This window comes from Kitasatospora sp. NPDC092039, from assembly GCF_044756065.1.
In the GTDB taxonomy this organism is placed as follows: domain Bacteria; phylum Actinomycetota; class Actinomycetes; order Streptomycetales; family Streptomycetaceae; genus Kitasatospora.
On sequence record NZ_JBIVSD010000004.1, the window covers coordinates 490,689 to 508,268 of the forward strand.

A 17,580-nucleotide genomic window follows, 5' to 3' on the forward strand; every position below is an offset into this window, starting at 1 on the left:
CCCCCACCTGGGCACCGGCACCCGCCCCACGAGGATGCCCCCGGGCCGAACACCACCGGAAGCCGTCCCGGGGGTTCATGATCGTGCGTTGCTGAACCCCGAAGGGGCCCACACATCCCCGACATACCGGGCACAGCCACCCTCCAGCCCGCGGACCGTCCGCCCCGGAGCCCCGGCCGCCACCTGGCCAGGAGGTGAGGCTTTTCTGCGGCGCGCTCCGGGCCTGCCCGGAGCGCGCCGCAACTGTCTTCCGGCTACTTGCGATTCCTGCGGCGCCTCGCTGCGGGGTGCCCTTTGCCCCCGGGCTTGCGGTCTTTTCTCCGGCGCGCTCCGGGCCGAGCCCGGAGCGCGCCGGAACGTTTCTGCCGGCTTTGCGCCGCACCTCCTCCCACAACCCCCTTCACCCTTCCCACGCCCCACCTGGTTGATGGGAGGAGGTGAGCGCGGGGGTCACGCGGGCGGGGCTCGCGGGGCGGAGGACGTCCGCTCGGGGTGGGTGTGGGCTACGGAGGCGTGGGCGCCGGGCCCGCCGGGCCCGCCGGGCCCGCCGTGGCTACGGGGGCGGTGGGCGGTGTGCGCGGGCTGGGAGTGGACGGCCACGCCGAGGGCGGCCGGGGAGTCACCCGTCACCGCGATGTCTCCCTCCCGGTCGGTGCGCAGCACGGTGGCGCCGAGCGCGCGCAGATGGTCGACCGTCCTCGGGGACGGGTGGCCGTACGCGTTGCCCTGTCCGCAGGAGATCAGGGCCAGTCGGGGCCGCAGGACGCCGGCCAGGTCCCAGTCCTGGTGGGCCGACCCGTGGTGCGCCACCTTCACGATGTCCGCCCTCCCCACCCGGCCCAACAGGGCCGACTGGGCCTGCGGTTCGAGATCTCCGAGCAGTGCCATCCGTAGTCCTCCTGTCAGTGACACCATCAATGCGACGCTTGCGTTGTTCGGCCCCGGCGCCTCGGCGGCCGCGCCGGGGACGGGCCACACCACGTCCCAGGCCAACTCCGCGCCGATCGAACGCCGTTCGCCCCGACCGGCTCTCAGCAGTGCGAGGCCGGCACCTGCCGCCCAGCCCGCCACCCGGGCCGCCTCGCCGGGTGGGTCGTCCAGCGTGGTGCCCTCGACCGCGCCGACCCTGCGGCCCCGCAACACCCCCGGCACGCCTTCGACGTGGTCGGCGTGGAAGTGCGTCAGCAGCAGTAAGGGGACCGTCGTGATGCCGAGGTCGCGCAGGCACCTGTCCGCGGCGTTCGGATCCGGGCCGGTGTCGATCACCACCGCGCTGCCCGGCGTCCCCGTCGCGAGGGCCAGCATGTCGCCCTGCCCGACGTCGCACATCACCAGCCGCCACCCCGGCGGCGGCCAGCCGGTGGCGATCCGGGTGAGCTGCGGCGGGCGCAGCAGCACGGCCAGCAGGACCGCCGTCAGCGCCCCCGCCGCCAGGGCTCGCACCCAGCGCCGGCGAGCGGGCGCCGGGCTCCCCGGCGCCGGCCGTCGGGGCAGCAGGAGTGGTGCCGCCCAGCAGGCTCCAAGGACGGCCAACGCGACCGTCACCGTCCCGAACCACCCTCCTGACCAGGCCAGTTGCCCGCCCGGAAGTTCGGCGCCGCGGCGCGCCACCAGGGCGAGCCAGCCGACCGGCACCCCGGCCGGTTCCGCGAGCAGACGGGCCAGGTCCGGGAGGAGCGGCTGCAGGACGAGCACTCCGAACCCGAGCAGCGTCGCCGGGGCCACCGCCAGCTCGGCCAGCAGGTTGCAGGGGATGCCGACCAGGCTGATGTGCCCGGACAGCACCACCGTCACCGGCGCGCACAGCGCCTGAGCGGCCGCCGTCGCCGCGAGCGCGCCCGCCAGGTGGTGGGGCCATCGGCGGGCCCGCAGGGCCTCGGCCCAGTGCGGTCCGAGGATCAGCAGCCCGGCGGTGGCGAGCACCGAGAGCAGGAAGCCGAAGGAGCGCGCCAGGAACGGGTCCAGCAGGACCAGGACCAGGACCGCCCCGGCGAGCGCGGGCACCGCCCGGCGGGGACGGCCGGTGGCCAGGGCCAGCATGCCGATCAGCCCTGTCCCGGCCGCCCGCAGCACGCTGGGTTCGGGCCGGCAGACGGTGACGAAGGCCAGTGTCAGCGCGGTGCCGAGCAGGGCGCCGGTGCGCAGCGACAGTCCCAGCACCGCGGCCAGCCCGCGCCGCTCCGGGGTGCCGGCCTGCCCGGGCGGGCCCAGCAGCGCGCCGAGGACGATCGCCAGGTTGGCCCCGCTGACCGCCACCAGGTGGACCAGGTCGGTGGCCCGGAAGGCGTCTTCGAGGTCGTCGGGCAGCCGCGAGGTGTCGCCGACGACCAGCCCCGGGAGCAGCCCGCGCGCGTCCGCCGGCAGTCCGTCGGTGGCCGAGCGCAGGCCTTCGCGCAACCGGCCGGCGATCCGCTGCGGCAGGCTCGGCGGCGCCAGCTGCCGGAGCGGCCCGTGGACGACCAGCAGCGCGGCGGACTCGGTGTCGTGGCCCTCCCCCGCCGACTGCACCTCGGCCTCCACCGCCAGCCGCTGGGACGGGAGCAGTCGTTGCCAGGGCCCGCCCTCCGCCCCTCGGACCATGACGGTCACCGGCGTACGCGTACGGGTGGCCGGCCCGGACGGGAGCACCGTGACGCGGTCGGCCACCGCGTCGACGGTGAGGAGCGTCTGCCCGCCGGTGGGGCCGCCCCGGGAGGTGTGGATCTTCGGGTCCCCCGCGATGGTCAGCTCCACCTCCACCACCGGGGACGGCGCCCGCTGCTCGGCGGCCACGGACGCACGGGCGAGTTCCGGCAGCGGCCCCCGGTGGAGGTCGGCGGTGTGCAGCGGGGTGGCGATCGCGGCCGCCGCGCCGGTGAGCAGGACGGCGGCCAGCGTCGCCGTGGGCCCGCGCCGGCGCAGCACCCCCGGCCTGGTGAGCAGCAGGACGCCCGTGAGCACGGCAAGGCCCGCCGCGGCGAGGACGAGGGCCTCGTACCCCGGCTCCAGGCGCAGCAGCGCCGCCGCGACCGCCCACGCCGAGACGGCGGGCAGCAGCAGCCGGAAGTCGGCTCCCGGTGAGCGGGGCGCAGCGGCCGGACCCACCGGCACGGCGGCGACGGACATGGTGGTACCTCCCTTCGGTGGCCGGGAAACGGGCGGGGAGACGAGCGGGGAGACGAGCGGGAAAGCGGACAGGGAACACAGGACAGGGGAGCGGGCAGAGCCGACAGGCGTGGCGGCGTCAGAGCGTGAGCAGCGGACGGAGTTCCGCGTACGTGCGGGCGCCGATGCCGCTGACCTGCCGGAGCTGGTCGAGGGTGCGGAAGGAGCCGTGCGAGGTGCGGTAGGCGAGGATGCGCTGGGCGAGGGTGGGGCCGACGCCCGGGAGGGTGTCGAGCTGTTCGAGCGTGGCGCGGTTGAGGCTGACGGGTGGTCGGGGCGCGGCAGGGCCCGGAGGTCCGCTCCCGCTCCCGCTTCCGACGGCCTGGGCGGGCACGGGTGCCTGTTCGCCGACCAGGATCTGCTCGCCGTCCACCAGGACGCGGGCCAGGTTGAGGTTCCTGGTGTCCGTATCCGGCAGTGGACCGCCTGCCGCCCGCAGGGCGTCGGCGACCCGGGAGCCGCCGGGCAGGGTGTGCAGGCCGGGGACGTGGACCCGCCCTCCGATGTCCACCACGACGCCTGCCACGGCACCGGCGGCGGCCTCGGCAGCGGTGCCGGGCCCGGCTCTGGAGTCGACGGCAGCGGCGCCGGCGGGGACGGACGGCTCGGCCCCCGACGGTGCCGCGACCGCCGCCAGCGCGGGCACGGCGACCGTCTGCGGCCGGGCCAGCCAGAAGTGCTGCACCGCGTAGCCGACCGCGAACAGCAGCAGGATGGCCAGCCCGGCCACCGCACGCCGGTCGAGCGCCAGCGCCGAGGCGTACGAGGGGAACGGGGAGAACGGCGAGAACCGCGGGCGCGCCCCCGCCTCCGCAGGGTCCGCCGCAACATCCGCATCCGACGGCACCGGCACACCCACCGCCGACGGCGACGGCGGTGACGGCGGTGACGGCGACGGCTGCAGCGACGGAGGCCCGGTGGCAGCCGCCGCCCGCTCCCCCGCCGCCGCCGGGGCCGCCCCCGGTGAACCGCCCCCCGCACCACCGGCCGAACCGCCCGCCGCACCACCGCCCGAGCCGCCCTCCGGCTCGTCCCCCGCCGCCGGCAGCAGCGCGGCCATCCGCAGCCGTACCGTCTCGTTGATCGCATGGCGCTTCGCCGCGCCCAGGCCCAAGGTCGTCATGCCGAGGACGGTAGGAGTCCTCCGACGAGCGCGCGGAAAATAACGAAACCCTGTGGATAACCCAGGGGTTGTGGATAAAAAATGTCACTCACAGGAGCGAGCGGGACCGTCCGAAATTGACCACTCGCCGATCAGCCTGACCGACCAGCACCACCGACCGCCCGCCTCAGCGCGGCGCGACCACCACCGCGAGCAACCCCGGCCCGACGTGCGCGCCGATCACCGCCCCCACCTCGCCCACGTACAGCTCCCGCAGCCCCGGCACCCGGGCCCGCAGCCGTTCCGCGAGCGGTTCGGCCCGGTCCTCGGCGGCCAGGTGGTGCACGGTGATGTCGACCTCCTGCTCCCCCGACCGCTCGACCGCGATCTCCTCCAGCCGCGCGATCGCCCGCGACGCCGTCCGCACCTTCTCCAGCGGCTCGATCCGCCCGCCGTCCAGGTGCAGCAGCGGCTTGACCGCCAGGGCCGAGCCGAGCAGCGCCCGCGCCGCCCCGATCCGGCCGCCCCGGCGCAGGTGCTCCAGGGTGTCGACGTAGAAGAACCCGCTGCTCCGGGCCGCCCGTCGGTCGGCCGCCTCGGCCGCCTCGGCCAGGCCCTGCCCGGCCGCGATCGCCTCGGCCGCCGCCACCACCCCGTATCCGAGGGCCATTCCGACCAGTCGGCTGTCCACCACCCGCACGGGTACGGGCGCCTCGGCGGCGGCCAGCCGGGCGGCCTCGACGGTGCCGGACAGCTCGCCCGAGATGTGCACGGAGACGATCCCCTTGGCCCCGGCCTCGGCGGCCGCCCGGTAGGTGGCGGCGAAGGTCTCCGGGTTCGGCCGGGACGTGGTCACCCGCTGTTTGCCGCGCAGCGCCTCGGCGACGTCCTTCGGGGAGACCTCGACGCCATCGCTCAGCACCGAGTCACCGACCGCGACGCTCAGCGGGACCACCGTGATCCCGTGCCGGTCGAGGGTCTCCTGCGGCAGATAGGCCGTGGAATCGGTGACAAGCGCGAGGTCGGAGGGCATGAGCCGGAGGTTACTCCCCGTCGGTCCGGGAGGACAGCGCCCGGTCCGGGCACCGGCCGGGGGCGCCGCGACGCACCGCCGGCTCAGCCCGCGGACGGTCCTGCCGAAGGCCCGGCCGAGGGCTTGCGCAGCCGCTGCGCCAGCTTGGCCAGCGGATCGGCGAGCCCGAGCAGCTCCTCAGCACTCGGGCGCCCCTTACCGTCGGTCAGCCCGGCCCGCGCCGCACCCGCGGAACCACCAGGCCCCGAACCCGCCGGACCGAAAGCAGCCGAACCCGACACCCCGGAAGCGGACGAAGCTGAAGGAGCCGACGAAGCGGACGCCCTCGACGACGCCCCGCCCCCCGCGACATCCCAGTGCCGCAGCGCGCCCGCCTCGCTCTCGCACTCCTGGCTCAGCCGGCTCAGCTCGTCGTCCGCGAACCGGTGCATCCGGTCCTGCGCCGCCCAGCGCATGGTCTCCGCCGAGTGCGTGATCCGCTCAGCCCGCTCGCGCAGCTCCGGCAGCTTGGCGGCGATCCGCGCCGTGTCGGGCTCGCGCTCCAGCGTCCGCAGCTCGCCGTCGAGCTCGGCGGCGTGCGCGTCGAGCCGGTTGAGCAGGGCGAGCGCCTCGCCGAGCTGGCCGTCCTGGGCGAGGCCGCTCTCCAGCACCTGCCGGGTGCCGTCGAGCGAGGTTCGCAGGCCCAGCCGGACGGAGGCGATCTGGGCGGGCGGACCGACCTTGGTGTACGTCTTCGCCTTGAGCGTGGCGTTCTCCACGGCACGCCGGGCGTTGGCCTCGTGCTTCTCGATCTTCGCGCCGACGGCCTTGGCGGCCTTGACCGTGCCGACCACGGCCAGCACCATCACCGCGACCCCGAAGAGCAGGACCAGGCCGATCATCACGCCGAACACGTCCATCGCGCGCCACCTTCCGCCGTCGTTCCGGCCCTCACCGGGCCCAACGCGGGCCGCATCGCCGAGGGTTCCACGGTAGCCGCCGGGACCCGCCCGGGGGCAGCCCGAGAGGCCCCGGCGGACGGAGATCAGGGTCAGATCCGGGATCTCCCCGAGGGCCCCCGACCACCGCGAAACCGCCGGGCGGGCGCCCCGAACCCGCCGAGCGCCCCGCCCCGCAGACACCGGTCGCCCGCCCCGCAAACGCCGGGCGGGCGCCCCGAAGGACGCCCGCCCGAAACTCCCGAAGCAACAGCGACCACAGCCACATCGGCTACAGCCCCCGCAGCCCCACGACGACACTCAGCCGGTGACGATATTCACCAGCTTCGGCGCCCGCGCGATCACCTTCCGCACCTCGGCCCCGCCGATCGCCGCGACGACGGCCGGCTCCGCCAGCGCCAGCGCCTCCAGCTCGGCGTCCGAGATCCCCGGCGCGACCTCCAGCCGCGCCTTGACCTTGCCCTTGATCTGGATCACGCAGGTCACCGTCTCGTCCACCACGTACGCCGGGTCGGCGACCGGGTAGTCGGTGTGCGCCAGCGACTCGCCGTGGCCCAGGCGGCGCCACAGCTCCTCGGCGACGTGCGGGGCCAGCGGAGCGACCATCAGCACCAGCTGCTCGGCCACCGTCCGCGGCGTGGAGCCGCGCTTGACCAGGTAGTTGTTCAGCTCGATGGCCTTGGCGACGGCCGTGTTGAAGCGCAGCCCGGCCATGTCGCCGCGGATGCCGTCGATCGCCTTGTGCAGGGCGCGCAGCGTCGCGTCGTCCGGCTCCTCCTCGGTGACGACCAGCTCGCCGGTGGTCTCCGAGACGATGTTGCGCCACAGGCGCTGCAGGAAGCGGTACGAGCCGACGACGGCGCGGGTGTCCCACGGACGGGAGACGTCCAGCGGGCCCATCGACATCTCGTACAGCCGCAGCGTGTCGGCGCCGTACTCGTCGGCGATGTCGTCCGGCGCGACGGCGTTCTTCAGGGACTTGCCCATCTTCCCGGCCTCGCGCTTGACCGGCTCGCCCTGCCAGGAGTACTGGCCGTCCCGCTCCTCGACCTCGGCGGCGGGCACCGGGAAGCCGCGCTCGTCGCGGTAGACGTCGGCGGTGATCATGCCCTGGTTGAACAGCTTGTGGAACGGCTCGACGGACGAGACGTGGCCCAAGTCGTGCAGCACCTTGTGCCAGAAGCGCGCGTACAGCAGGTGCAGCACGGCGTGCTCGGCGCCGCCGACGTACAGGTCGGCGCCACCGGCCGGCTTGGTCTCCGTCGGGCCCAGCCAGTACTTCTCGTTGGCCGGGTCGACGACCTTCGCGGTGTTCGACGGGTCGACGTAGCGCAGCTCGTACCAGCAGGAACCGGCCCAGTTGGGCATGGTGTTGGTCTCGCGGCGGTACTTCCTGACGCCGTCGCCCAGGTCCAGCTCGACGTTGACCCAGGCCTCGTTGCGCGACAGCGGGGTCTCCGGCGAGGAGGCGGCGTCGTACGCGTCGTAGGTGCGCGGCGAGTAGTCGTCGACCTCGGGGACCTCGACGGGCAGCATCGACTCGGGCAGCGCGTGCATGACGCCGTCCTCGTCGTAGACGATCGGGAAGGGCTCGCCCCAGTACCGCTGGCGGCTGAACAGCCAGTCGCGCAGGCGGTAGTTGACGGTGCCCTCGCCGATGCCGCGCTCGGCCAGCCAGGCGGTGGCGGCGGCCTTGGCGTCGACGACGCTCAGGCCGTCCAGCGACAGGTCGCCTTCGGCGCGGGCGGAGTCGACGATGACGGAGTCGTAGGTGTCGAACGCGTCGTCCCACTCGGCCGGGTCGGTGCCGCGGCCGTCGGTCGGCTCGACGACGCAGCGCATCGGCAGCGCGAAGGCGCGGGCGAAGGCGAAGTCGCGGTGGTCGTGGGCGGGGACGGCCATGATGGCGCCGGTGCCGTAGCCCATCAGCACGTAGTCGGCGATGAACACCGGGACGGACGCGCCGCTGACCGGGTTGACGGCGTAGGCGCCGGTGAAGACACCGGTCTTGACCTTGGCCTCGACCTGCCGCTCGACGTCCGACTTGGCGGCGGCCGCGGCGCGGTAGGCGGCGACGGCCTCGGCGGGGGTGGCGGCGCCGCCGGTCCACTCGGCGGGCACGTCCGCGGGCCAGGCGGCGGGGACGATCGAGTCGACCAGGCCGTGCTCGGGGGCCAGCACCATGTAGGTGGCGCCGAACAGGGTGTCGGGCCGGGTGGTGAAGACGGTGATCTTCTGGTCGCCGGGAGCGGCGAAGTCGACCCGGGCGCCCTCGGAGCGCCCGATCCAATTGCGCTGCTGCAGCTTGATGGCCTCGGGCCAGTCCAGCAGGTCCAGGTCCTCGATCAGCCGGTCCGAGTACGCGGTGATGCGCATCATCCACTGGCGCAGGTTGGACTTGAACACCGGGAAGTTGCCGCGCTCGGAGCGGCCGTCCGCGGTGACCTCCTCGTTGGCCAGTACGGTGCCCAGGCCCGGGCACCAGTTGACCGGCACCTCCTTGGCGTAGGCCAGGCGGTACTCGCCCAGCACCTCGTCGCGCTCGGCGACGGACAGCTCGGCCCAGGCGCGCCCGCCCGGCAGCTCACGCGCGCCGGACTCGAACTCGGCGACCAGCTCGGTGATCGGACGGGCCTTGCGGGCGTCCGCGTCGTACCAGGAGTTGAAGATCTGCAGGAAGATCCACTGGGTCCAGCGGTAGTAGTCCGGGTCGATCGTGGAGATCGAGCGGCGCGGGTCGTGGCCCAGGCCCAGCCGGCGCAGCTGCTGGCGCATGTTGGCGATGTTGGCCTCGGTGGAGACCCGCGGGTGGGTGCCGGTCTGCACCGCGTACTGCTCGGCGGGCAGGCCGAAGGCGTCGTAGCCCAGCGTGTGCAGCACGTTGTGGCCGGTCATCCGCTGGTAGCGGGCGAAGACGTCGGTGGCGATGTAGCCCAGCGGGTGGCCGACGTGCAGGCCCGCGCCCGAGGGGTACGGGAACATGTCCATGATGAAGCTGTGCGGCTTCGCGGCGACGTCGCCGGCCGCCGGGTCGGCCAGCGCACCGGTGGGGTTGGGGGCGTGGAAGGTGCCCTCCTTCTCCCAGATGTCCTGCCAGCGGGACTCGATCTCGGCCGCCAGCGCGGCGCTGTACCGGAACGGCTCGGTCACGGTCTCGGCCGCGCCGGACGCAGGGGTCGTCTCGCTCATGGTCCTTCAAGCTCCATCGATGTCGGTTGGCGAACCGGACAGGCGGCCGGCCCGGAGGACCCGGCCCGGGACGAGGTCGGGGGCGGAAAACAAAAAATCCCCTCGCAGGAGGGGACGCCACGCCGACTCCGGCACCGCCCGAAAGCTCAACCGGTCCTGGTCAGCGCGGCCGGCTAAGGAGCAGGCGCACGGTTCGCATGGGCTCAGGGTACCGCAAGCGGGTCGGCGCGCTCCCGGGCGCACCGCCCGGCCGACCCGGCGGCCGCACCGCCCCCACCGACGCCCCCGCACCCGGCCGTCGCGGCCACCGCCGCGCCCCCACCGACCACCCCGCACCCGCCCCCGGCCGACGCGGCCGCCGCACCGCCGACCACCGACGACCCCGCACCCCCACCCCCACCCGCACGCCGGGTCACCGCGCGGCCGCCCGCCCCGCCGCGTCGAACTCCCGCAGCGCCTTCGCCAACCGCTCGGACTGCATCCCCGCCGCCAGCGAGCGCGCCAGCGCGGCGGTGCGGGCCGCCTCCCGCTGGTCGCCGAGCCTGCGGTGGGCCTCGGCGAGGCGCACCATCAGCAACGCCTTGGAGCGGGCCCGCCCCGGCCCGAGCCCGGCCACGGCCTCGGCGAGCAGCACCTTGGCCAGCCGGTGCTGGCCGAGCGCCAGCCGCCCCTCCCCCACCATCCCGGCGAGGGCGGCCCGGGCCTCCTCGGCGCCGGGCAGGCCGTCCAGCTCGGCGAAGGCCCGGGCGGCGGCTGCCTCGGCCCGCTCGGCCTCGTCCCGGCGGCCGTACGCGCGGGCGAGCCGGCCGTACTGGCGGGCCCGGGCGGTGGGGCTGAGCGCGGCGCCGTGGGTGTCCAGGGCCGTGGCGAGCGCGGAGACGGCCTCCAGCCCGCGTCCGCCGGGGCCCTGGGTGGCGAGCACGACCAGCGCGCCGAGCACGGCGACCCCGAGCCGGGGGTCGCCGCCGACGTGGGCGGCGCGCAGCGCGGCGACGAAGGCGCGCTGGGCGGCCGCGTCGTGGCCGAGGTCGTACGCGGCCCAGCCGGCCAGCCGGGCGAGTCTGCTGGCCGTGCCGTACAGCTCGCGGCCGAGCCGTTCGTCGTACGCGCCGAGTTCCAGCAGCTTGGCCAGCATGGCGAGTTCGGCCCGGACGGGGCCGAGGACGAGGCCGCCGCCGCAGGCCCGTTCGAGCTTCTGCTTGCTGCGGTAGGACAGGCCGAGTTCGCCGACCAGCCCGGGTTCGACGCGCAGCGCGCCCTCCCCGCCGCCGACGGGCGGTGGCGGGGAGTCGAGGCGGGCGGCGGCCTGGTCGAGGTCGGCGCTGCGGAACAGGTCGGTGAGGCGGACCGGGCCGGCGTCGGTGGCGGCCTCGCGCAGTGCGGTCTGGGCGGTGTCGGCGGTCCACGGGTCGGTGAGCAGCCGGGGCGAGAGGATCTTGGCGCCGCGGTGGCCGCCCATCCGGCCCCAGAGCTGTTCGTAGGTGACGGCGATGCCGAGGGTGCGGCTGAGCACCTCGCAGACGGCCTGGTCGTGCGGGCTGCGCGGCACCATGCCGCGGTCGCGCCACTTGTACGGGGCGGTGGAGCTGATGGCGAGGCCCGGCGGCAGGGCGAGGCTCACCTCGCGGGCGAGCCGTTCCGGACTCCAGCCGAGCTGGTGGAGTATCCGGGCCAGTTCCTCGTTCCGCCTTCGCTCCAGATCGGCCATGGCACGACGGTAGCGGGATTCCGGGCCCGCCGACCGGTGGCGCGGGCAGAACGGCGAAGAGCCGCCTCCCGTTTCCGGGAGGCGGCTCTCGACTGCTGTGGAGCTATGGGGAATTGAACCCCAGACCTCTTGCATGCCATGCAAGCGCTCTACCAACTGAGCTATAGCCCCTTGACCTGCGATGTCACCGTGGTTCCCGGTTGTTTCCGGCCGTTTCCCTCGGCGACATCGACTACTTTACACGGTCCGGGGCGTGCTCCAGAAATCCGTTTCCCGAGGTCCGCACCACACGCCCCGGGAGCCCCCGCCGCCCCCTCCCCGGGAGCCCCCGCCGCCCCCTCCCCGGGAGCCCCCGCCGCCCCCGCCCCGGAGCCCCGCCACCCGCGCCCCGGGCGTACGCCTCACACCCGGGGCGCGCAGCCACGAACACGCGCCTCGCAACTCCCCCAAGGCCGCCTCCCGGCACCACCTCCGCTACCGCACCACCCCCACTACCGCACCACCCGCCGGCCGCGCGCCGCGAAGCCCGCCGCGACCAGCACCGCCGCGGCGTCGACCAGCAGGGTGGTCCGCAGCGCCGCCCCCGACGCCGCGGCCGGCGCCGGCAGGTCGACCTGACCGAGGAAGACCGAGCCCAGCACCGCGACCCCGATCACCTGGCCGAGCTGGATCACCGTCACCATCACGCCACTGGCGTCGGCCGCGTCCTCGGGCGCCACCCCCGCGAGCGCCCGGGCGAACAGCGGCGAGTACGCGCAGCCGGCGGCCAGGCCGAGCCCGGCCATCTCCACCAGCGGCCCGGCACCGATCCCCGCCCCGCCGCCGAGCATCAGCCCGAGCAGCAGGTAGCCGCCGCCCAGCAGCGCCCCGGCGAGGGCCGGCAGGGCCCGGTGCAGCCGGCCGGGCAGCCGGTGCCAGTGCAGGCTGGACAGGCCGAAGCCGACGGCGACGGGCGCCGAGCAGAGCCCGGCCTCCAGCGCGGTGTGGCCGAGCCCGGACTGCTGGTGCAGGGCGAAGGCGAACATGAAGCCCGCGAAGGCCGCCATGATCGCGAACAGTCCGGCGGCCGCGGGCCGCAGCCCGGGCGCGCGCAGCACCCGCCCGGAGATCAGCGGCTGTCCGCCGCGCCGGGCGACCCGGCGCTCGACGGCCACGAACAGGCCGAACAGCAGCACGCCGGCCGCGATCATCACCCAGCCCCAGACGGGCCAGCCCAGCTCGTGGCCGAGGACGAGCGGGACCACCAGCAGGCCGAGGGCCGCGCCGAGCACCACCAGGCCGGGGACGTCGAAGCCCCGGGTGGCGTCGCCGGGCAGCCGGGGCAGCAGCCGGGCGCCGGCCGCCAGCAGCAGCACCCCGATCGGCACGTTGACCAGGAACACCGGCCGCCAGCCGCTGCCGAACAGGTCGGCGCTGACCAGGACGCCGCCGAGCACCTGGCCGAGCGCCATGCCGCCGGCCAGCACCGCCGAGTAGAGGCCGAGCGCCCGGGTGCGGGCGGCACCGGTGAAGGTGCGCTGGAGCAGGCTCATCACCTGGGGCACCATCAGGGCCGAACCGGCCCCCTGGAGCAGCCGGAAGGCGATCAGCCAGCCGGTCGCCGGGGCGAGGCCGCAGGCCAGCGACGCGGCGGTGAAGACGGCCAGGCCGAGCTGGAAGAGCCGGCTGTAGCCGTACCGGGCGCCGAGCCTGGCCCCGGTGATGAGCAGCACGGCGTACGCGATGGTGTACCCGGCGATGACCAGTTGGAGGGCGGCGCCGGAGGCGCCCAGGTCGGTGCGGATGGTGGGGACCGCGACGTTGACGATGGAGAGGTCGAGCACGGCCATGAACTGCCCGCCCAGGACGAGCGCGAGGAGCGGCCCGGGCCTGATCGCCGGGGCCCCGGTGGTGCGTCCGGCCGCGTCGGGCCGGATCTGAAGGTCCGTCATGGCAGCCAGCCTCGGGCCGCGCCGGTACTGGTGGTTAGAGCCTGCCGATCCTGGTACTGGCAGCACCTGTACCGGTGGGCCGGGCTGCGGCACGATGGGGCCATGACCGTCCTGGAGGAACTGCCCACCGCGACCGGCGGGCGCGACCGCCGCCGCACCGAGCTGGCCCGCTTCCTGAAGGCCTGCCGGGCGCGGGTCACCCCCGAGGACGTCGGGCTGCCGCCGGGGCTGCGCCGCCGTACGCCGGGGCTGCGGCGCGAGGAGGTCGCGCAGCTCGCCGGGGTCGGGGTCACCTGGTACACCTGGCTCGAACAGGGGCGGCCGATCAACGCGAGTGAGCAGGTGCTGCTGGCGGTGGCCCGGGCGCTGCGGCTGGACGGCACCGAGCGCCGGCACCTGTTCCGGCTGGCCGGGGTGTCCGCCTCGGCGCGGGCGCTGCCGGCCGCGCCGGAGCTGTCGCCGTCGATCCAGGTGATCCTGGACTCGCTGGCCCCGCTGCCGGCGGCGGTCTCCAACACCCGGTTCGACGTGCTGGGATTCAACGGCCCGTACCGCGCGATGTTCGGCACCGACCGGATGCGCCCGTCCCGCGGGGTGGTGTTCAACAGCCTCTGGTGCATGCTGACCGCCCCGCCGTGCTGCAACCCTTGCGAGAACCGTGAGGAGACCCTGCCGCGGATGGTGGCGGTGCTGCGCTCCGCGTACGGCAGGCACGTGGGCGAGCCGGCCTGGGAGGAGCACGTGCAGCGGATGTCGGCGGGCAGCGAGCTGTTCCGGGAGCTGTGGGAGCGCCAGGAGGTCGCGCCGCCGGAGACCTGGCTGCGGGTGTTCCGCCACCCCGAGGTCGGGGTGCTGCGGCTGAACGCGACCTATCTGACGATGCCGGGCGTCGCCGAGTGCTACATCGTGGTGTACGTGCCGGCCTCGCCGGAGGACCGGGCCCGGGTCGAGCTGCTCGACTCGCTGCCGCCCGGCGGCTGGTCCCACGTCTGCGAGGCCTGAGGCGCGGCGCCCAGGCCTTGCGGCCCGGAACGCCGGAAGGCCGCCACCCTGGGGTGACGGCCTTCCGAACCACTGTGGAGCTATGGGGAATTGAACCCCAGACCTCTTGCATGCCATGCAAGCGCTCTACCAACTGAGCTATAGCCCCGCGACACGGGCGACCCTGGCTGACCACGACCGCCGATGCGGAGTGGAGCTATGGGGAATTGAACCCCAGACCTCTTGCATGCCATGCAAGCGCTCTACCAACTGAGCTATAGCCCCGCACTCACCGGATCTCCCGCTTCCCTTCCGGGCCGCGTTCCTTCCCTGCGAACGAGGAAGACTCTAGCTGGTCAGGGCCGGAACTGCGAAATCCGCTCCCTCGGCCCCGGTCGGCGGCCCCGCCGAGCCCCGGCCGACGGCCCCGCCGAGCGCCAGCCGAGCGCTCCTTCGAGCACCCCGGGAGGCCCCGCCGGACCGGCGCCGGGACCGGCCCCGGAGTCATCCCCCCGGTGCCGCCCGGGAGCCTTCACCCGGTGCCGCCCGCGCCGGGACCGCTCAGGTGTCGTCGCCGATGACCGGCTGCGGGAGCGTGCCCGCGTTGTGCTCCAGCAGGCGCCAGCCGCGCGCCCCCAGGCCGAGCACCGACCAGCAGCAGTTGGACAGCCCGCCGAAGCGCTCCCACTGGGGCGGCTCCAGGTCGAGCAGCCGACCGAGCATGGTGCGGATCGTCCCGCCGTGGCTGACCACCACCAGCGTGCCGTTCTCCGGGAGCTTGCCGACGGCCTCCAGGACCACCGGCACCGAGCGGTCGGCGACCTCGGTGGCCAGCTCGCCGCCACCGCCGCGCCGGACCGGCTCGCCGGCCGACCAGGCCTCGTACTCCTCCGGGAAGCGCTCCCGGATCTCTGCGTTGGTCAGGCCCTGCCAGGAGCCCGCGAAGGTCTCCCGCAGTCCCTCGTGGTGCTGCACGTCCAGCCCGGTGACCGCGGCCAGCTCCGCGGCGGTGCGCCGGGCGCGCTGGAGGTCCGAGGAGATCAGCAGGTCGGGACGGAGCCCGGAGAGCAGCCGGGCCGCCCGCTGGGCCTGCAGGACGCCCTGGCCGGTCAGCTCGATGTCCGTGGTGCCCTGGAAACGCGATTCGAGGTTCCAGGCGGTCTGGCCGTGCCGCCAGAAGACGATGCGCGGGCCGCGCGCACCCCGGCTCAGTGCAGGTCCTCGGGCTTGCCGAAGTCGTCGGCGGGGGCGAGGGCGTTGCCGGCCTCGTCGGTGTGGGCGTCCGGACGGTTGCGCGAGGCCAGGGCGTCCTCGGGCAGCGGCAGCTCGGGGCAGTCCTTCCAGAGCCGGTCCAGCGAGTAGAAGGAGCGCTCCTCGGAGTGCTGGACGTGCACGACGATGTCCAGGTAGTCGAGCAGGATCCAGCGGCCCTCGCGCTCGCCCTCGCGGCGCACCGGCTTGATGTCCAGCTGCTCGCGCAGCTGGTCCTCGATCTCCTCGGCGATCGAGCGGACCTGGCGGTCGTTGTTCGCGGAGGCGATCAGGAAGGCGTCGGTGATCGACAGCACCTCGCTGACGTCGAAGGCGATGATGTTGTGCGCGAGCTTGTCGGCCGCCGCCTGCGCGGCGACGGTGATGAGCTGCTGGCTGTGGTCGGTGACGGTCACGGTGTTCTTCCGGCTCGGCGGCTTGGGGCGCCCCGGCACGCGGCCGGGGTCGCCTTCCAGGATCTCACGCCGCCCGGGCGGGCCCGGAACCGTTTTCCGCGCCCGCCCGGGCCACCGCCCCTGGGCTCCCGGGCCGCGCGGGCCCGGGCCACCGCCCTACTGGGCCTTCGGCGGCTGGTAGTCCTTGCCCAGCACGACCAGCAGGTCCGCGTTCTGGGTGTCCCCGGTGACCTTCTTCACCGCCGTGTCCGGCAGGCCGAGGCTGGTCGCCAGCGACTTCGCCGCGCCCTGCCGGGCGTCGTCGGTGTAGCGGATCTCACTGGTGGGCTGGGGCGCCGCCTTGGCTCCGCCCGGGATGAAGGTCAGACCGGAGTTGACGATCTGGACCTGCGCGGCGGCGGCCGCGGCGTCGCTGCCGCTGGCGTCCTGGACCGCGACCCGGGCCGGGGCGTCCCCGGCGGCCGCGGACTTCACGGTGCCGCCCAGCACGTCCTTGACCTGCTTGCCCGCGGTCGCCTCGTCCAGGCTGCCGTCCGGCTTGACGGTCAGCGCGGTGGTACCGAAGTGGCCGTCCTTCGCCTGCTGGGCGAGCTGGACGAGCACCCCGGCGAGGGCGTCCTCGGGCAGCGAGGGGTCGAGCACCGCGTTCATCCGGTGCACGTCGTCCTTGGCGTCCTTGAACTCGGTCGGCATGGTGCGCACCACCGCGTCCATGACCTGACCGAACCGGGCCAGCTGGGCGTCCCGGTTCTCGCCGGGGTTCTGCAGTGTGGCGTACGCGACCGCGGCCTTCCCGCTGAGCAGGGTGTTCTTCCCGGCCGCGGACAGCAGCTTGCCGTCCGGCCTGCCGCCCTCGTGGGTCTCGGCGTTGGTGTCCACCCGGACGCCGCCGAGCTGGGAGACCAGCAGTTCCAGGTACGGGGTGTCCAGCCGCCAGGTGCCGGCCACCGGGGCGCCGAGCACGGTGGACAGGCCCTCCCGGGTCGCCGAGGCGCCGATGCCGTCCATGGACTGGCCGACCGTGGTGACCGGCGGGTCGCCCGGGCCGGGCAGCCGCAGGTTGTCGGGCAGCAGCAGCACCGTGCCCTTCTTCCCGGAGGCGTCGTTGACCAGCAGCGCGCTGGACACCTTGCCCTGGAGGTCGCGCAGGTGGACGACGTTGACCTGGCGCCCGCCGGCGGCGGCGGCCGCGGTCGGCTTGTCGCCGGTCAGGAAGAGGTAGCCGCCGACGCCGCCGGCCGCGAGCGCCACCACCACACCGAGGCCGATCAGCCGGTTGCGCAGCTTGCGGCGGCGCTCGGCGCGCACCTCGCTGCGGGACTCGGCGAACTTCAGCCAGTCGATGACGTCCTCGGTCTCCTCCGCCTCCTCGTCGACGAAGGTGAACTCGCCCGTGGTGTAGCTGTCCTTGGGCGCCTTGCTCCCGGCCTTCCCGGCCCGCGCCCCGGCGACCTGCTCGGACGGCGGCTCGGCCTTGGCCGGCGCCGGCTCCGCGGCGGGCCGGGGCACCCGCGGCCGCGGCGGAGCGGCGGCCGCGGCAGCGGCGGCCGGTGCCGGGGACGACGCCGGCGCCGGCGGCTGCGGCTCGGCGGCGACCGGTTCGGCGGCCTGGTACGGCTGCTGCTGGTACCCGTCGTACCCCTGGTAGCCCTGCTGCTGGTAGCCGTACGGGTCCTGCCCGTACACCGGCTGCCCGTACTGGTCGTACTGCTGCTCGTACGGCTGCTGCTCGTACGACTGCGGCTGCGGCTGCTGGAACTGCCCGGTCTGCCCGGCCTGGCCGCCCTGCTGGTACCCGTCGTACCCCTGGTAGCCCTGCTGCTGGTAGCCGTACGGGTCCTGCCCGTACACCGGCTGCCCGTACTGGTCGTACTGCTGCTCGTACGG

The 17,580-nt window shown here is 74.8% G+C and carries 11 protein-coding genes and 3 tRNA genes; 1 reads left to right on the forward strand and 13 read right to left on the reverse strand.

Translation table 11 applies throughout. The annotated features are described in order from the left end of the window. Positions 1-450: 450 nt before the first annotated feature. The 8 genes from ACIQI7_RS11785 to ACIQI7_RS11820 form a co-directional block, all read right to left on the reverse strand. Positions 451-3,105, reverse strand: a complete 2,655-nt coding sequence (locus ACIQI7_RS11785; RefSeq protein ID WP_401107813.1) for a ComEC/Rec2 family competence protein — start codon at positions 3,103-3,105, stop codon at positions 451-453. Between the two features lie 118 nt (positions 3,106-3,223). Further along, positions 3,224-4,267 (reverse strand): helix-hairpin-helix domain-containing protein, encoded by a 1,044-nt coding sequence (locus ACIQI7_RS11790; RefSeq protein WP_401107815.1) that lies wholly within the window; start codon positions 4,265-4,267, stop codon positions 3,224-3,226. Positions 4,268-4,433: 166 nt separating this feature from the next. Then, the gene (locus tag ACIQI7_RS11795; RefSeq protein ID WP_401107817.1) at positions 4,434-5,279 is read right to left on the reverse strand and encodes a DegV family protein; all 846 of its coding nucleotides are present in this window, start codon (positions 5,277-5,279) and stop codon (positions 4,434-4,436) included. 83 nt (positions 5,280-5,362) lie between these two features. After that, positions 5,363-6,178, reverse strand: a complete 816-nt coding sequence (locus ACIQI7_RS11800) for a hypothetical protein (RefSeq protein ID WP_401107819.1) — start codon at positions 6,176-6,178, stop codon at positions 5,363-5,365. A 339-nt stretch (positions 6,179-6,517) separates the two neighbouring features. Next, entirely contained in the window at positions 6,518-9,406 is a 2,889-nt protein-coding gene (leuS, locus tag ACIQI7_RS11805; RefSeq protein WP_401107820.1) for a leucine--tRNA ligase, read from the reverse strand. Between the two features lie 412 nt (positions 9,407-9,818). Continuing rightward, on the reverse strand, positions 9,819-11,114 hold the full coding sequence (locus ACIQI7_RS11810) for a hypothetical protein (RefSeq protein ID WP_401107822.1): 1,296 nt from the start codon (positions 11,112-11,114) through the stop codon (positions 9,819-9,821). Positions 11,115-11,212: 98 nt separating this feature from the next. Further along, a tRNA-Ala gene (locus ACIQI7_RS11815) sits at positions 11,213-11,285 on the reverse strand. A gap of 320 nt (positions 11,286-11,605) precedes the next feature. Further along, the gene (locus tag ACIQI7_RS11820) at positions 11,606-13,045 is read right to left on the reverse strand and encodes an MFS transporter (protein ID WP_401107825.1); all 1,440 of its coding nucleotides are present in this window, start codon (positions 13,043-13,045) and stop codon (positions 11,606-11,608) included. A gap of 102 nt (positions 13,046-13,147) precedes the next feature. Between ACIQI7_RS11820 and ACIQI7_RS11825 the strand changes: the two genes are divergently transcribed. After that, positions 13,148-14,047, forward strand: coding sequence for a helix-turn-helix transcriptional regulator (locus tag ACIQI7_RS11825; protein ID WP_401107828.1), 900 nt, complete (start codon positions 13,148-13,150; stop codon positions 14,045-14,047). 75 nt (positions 14,048-14,122) lie between these two features. On the opposite strand, the gene ACIQI7_RS11830 is transcribed toward ACIQI7_RS11825, so the two are convergent. The 5 genes from ACIQI7_RS11830 to ACIQI7_RS11850 all read right to left on the reverse strand — a co-directional run. Continuing rightward, positions 14,123-14,195, reverse strand: a tRNA-Ala gene (locus ACIQI7_RS11830). Between the two features lie 43 nt (positions 14,196-14,238). Next, a tRNA-Ala gene (locus ACIQI7_RS11835) sits at positions 14,239-14,311 on the reverse strand. Between the two features lie 276 nt (positions 14,312-14,587). Then, entirely contained in the window at positions 14,588-15,238 is a 651-nt protein-coding gene (locus tag ACIQI7_RS11840; RefSeq protein WP_387749248.1) for a histidine phosphatase family protein, read from the reverse strand. Further along, the gene (gene rsfS / locus ACIQI7_RS11845) at positions 15,235-15,693 is read right to left on the reverse strand and encodes a ribosome silencing factor (RefSeq protein ID WP_387748248.1); all 459 of its coding nucleotides are present in this window, start codon (positions 15,691-15,693) and stop codon (positions 15,235-15,237) included. Before rsfS ends, ACIQI7_RS11840 begins: the two co-directional genes overlap by 4 nt. 156 nt (positions 15,694-15,849) lie before the next feature. Beyond that, on the reverse strand, positions 15,850-17,580 hold a 1,731-nt coding region (locus ACIQI7_RS11850; protein WP_401107832.1), incomplete at its 5' end, for an LCP family protein.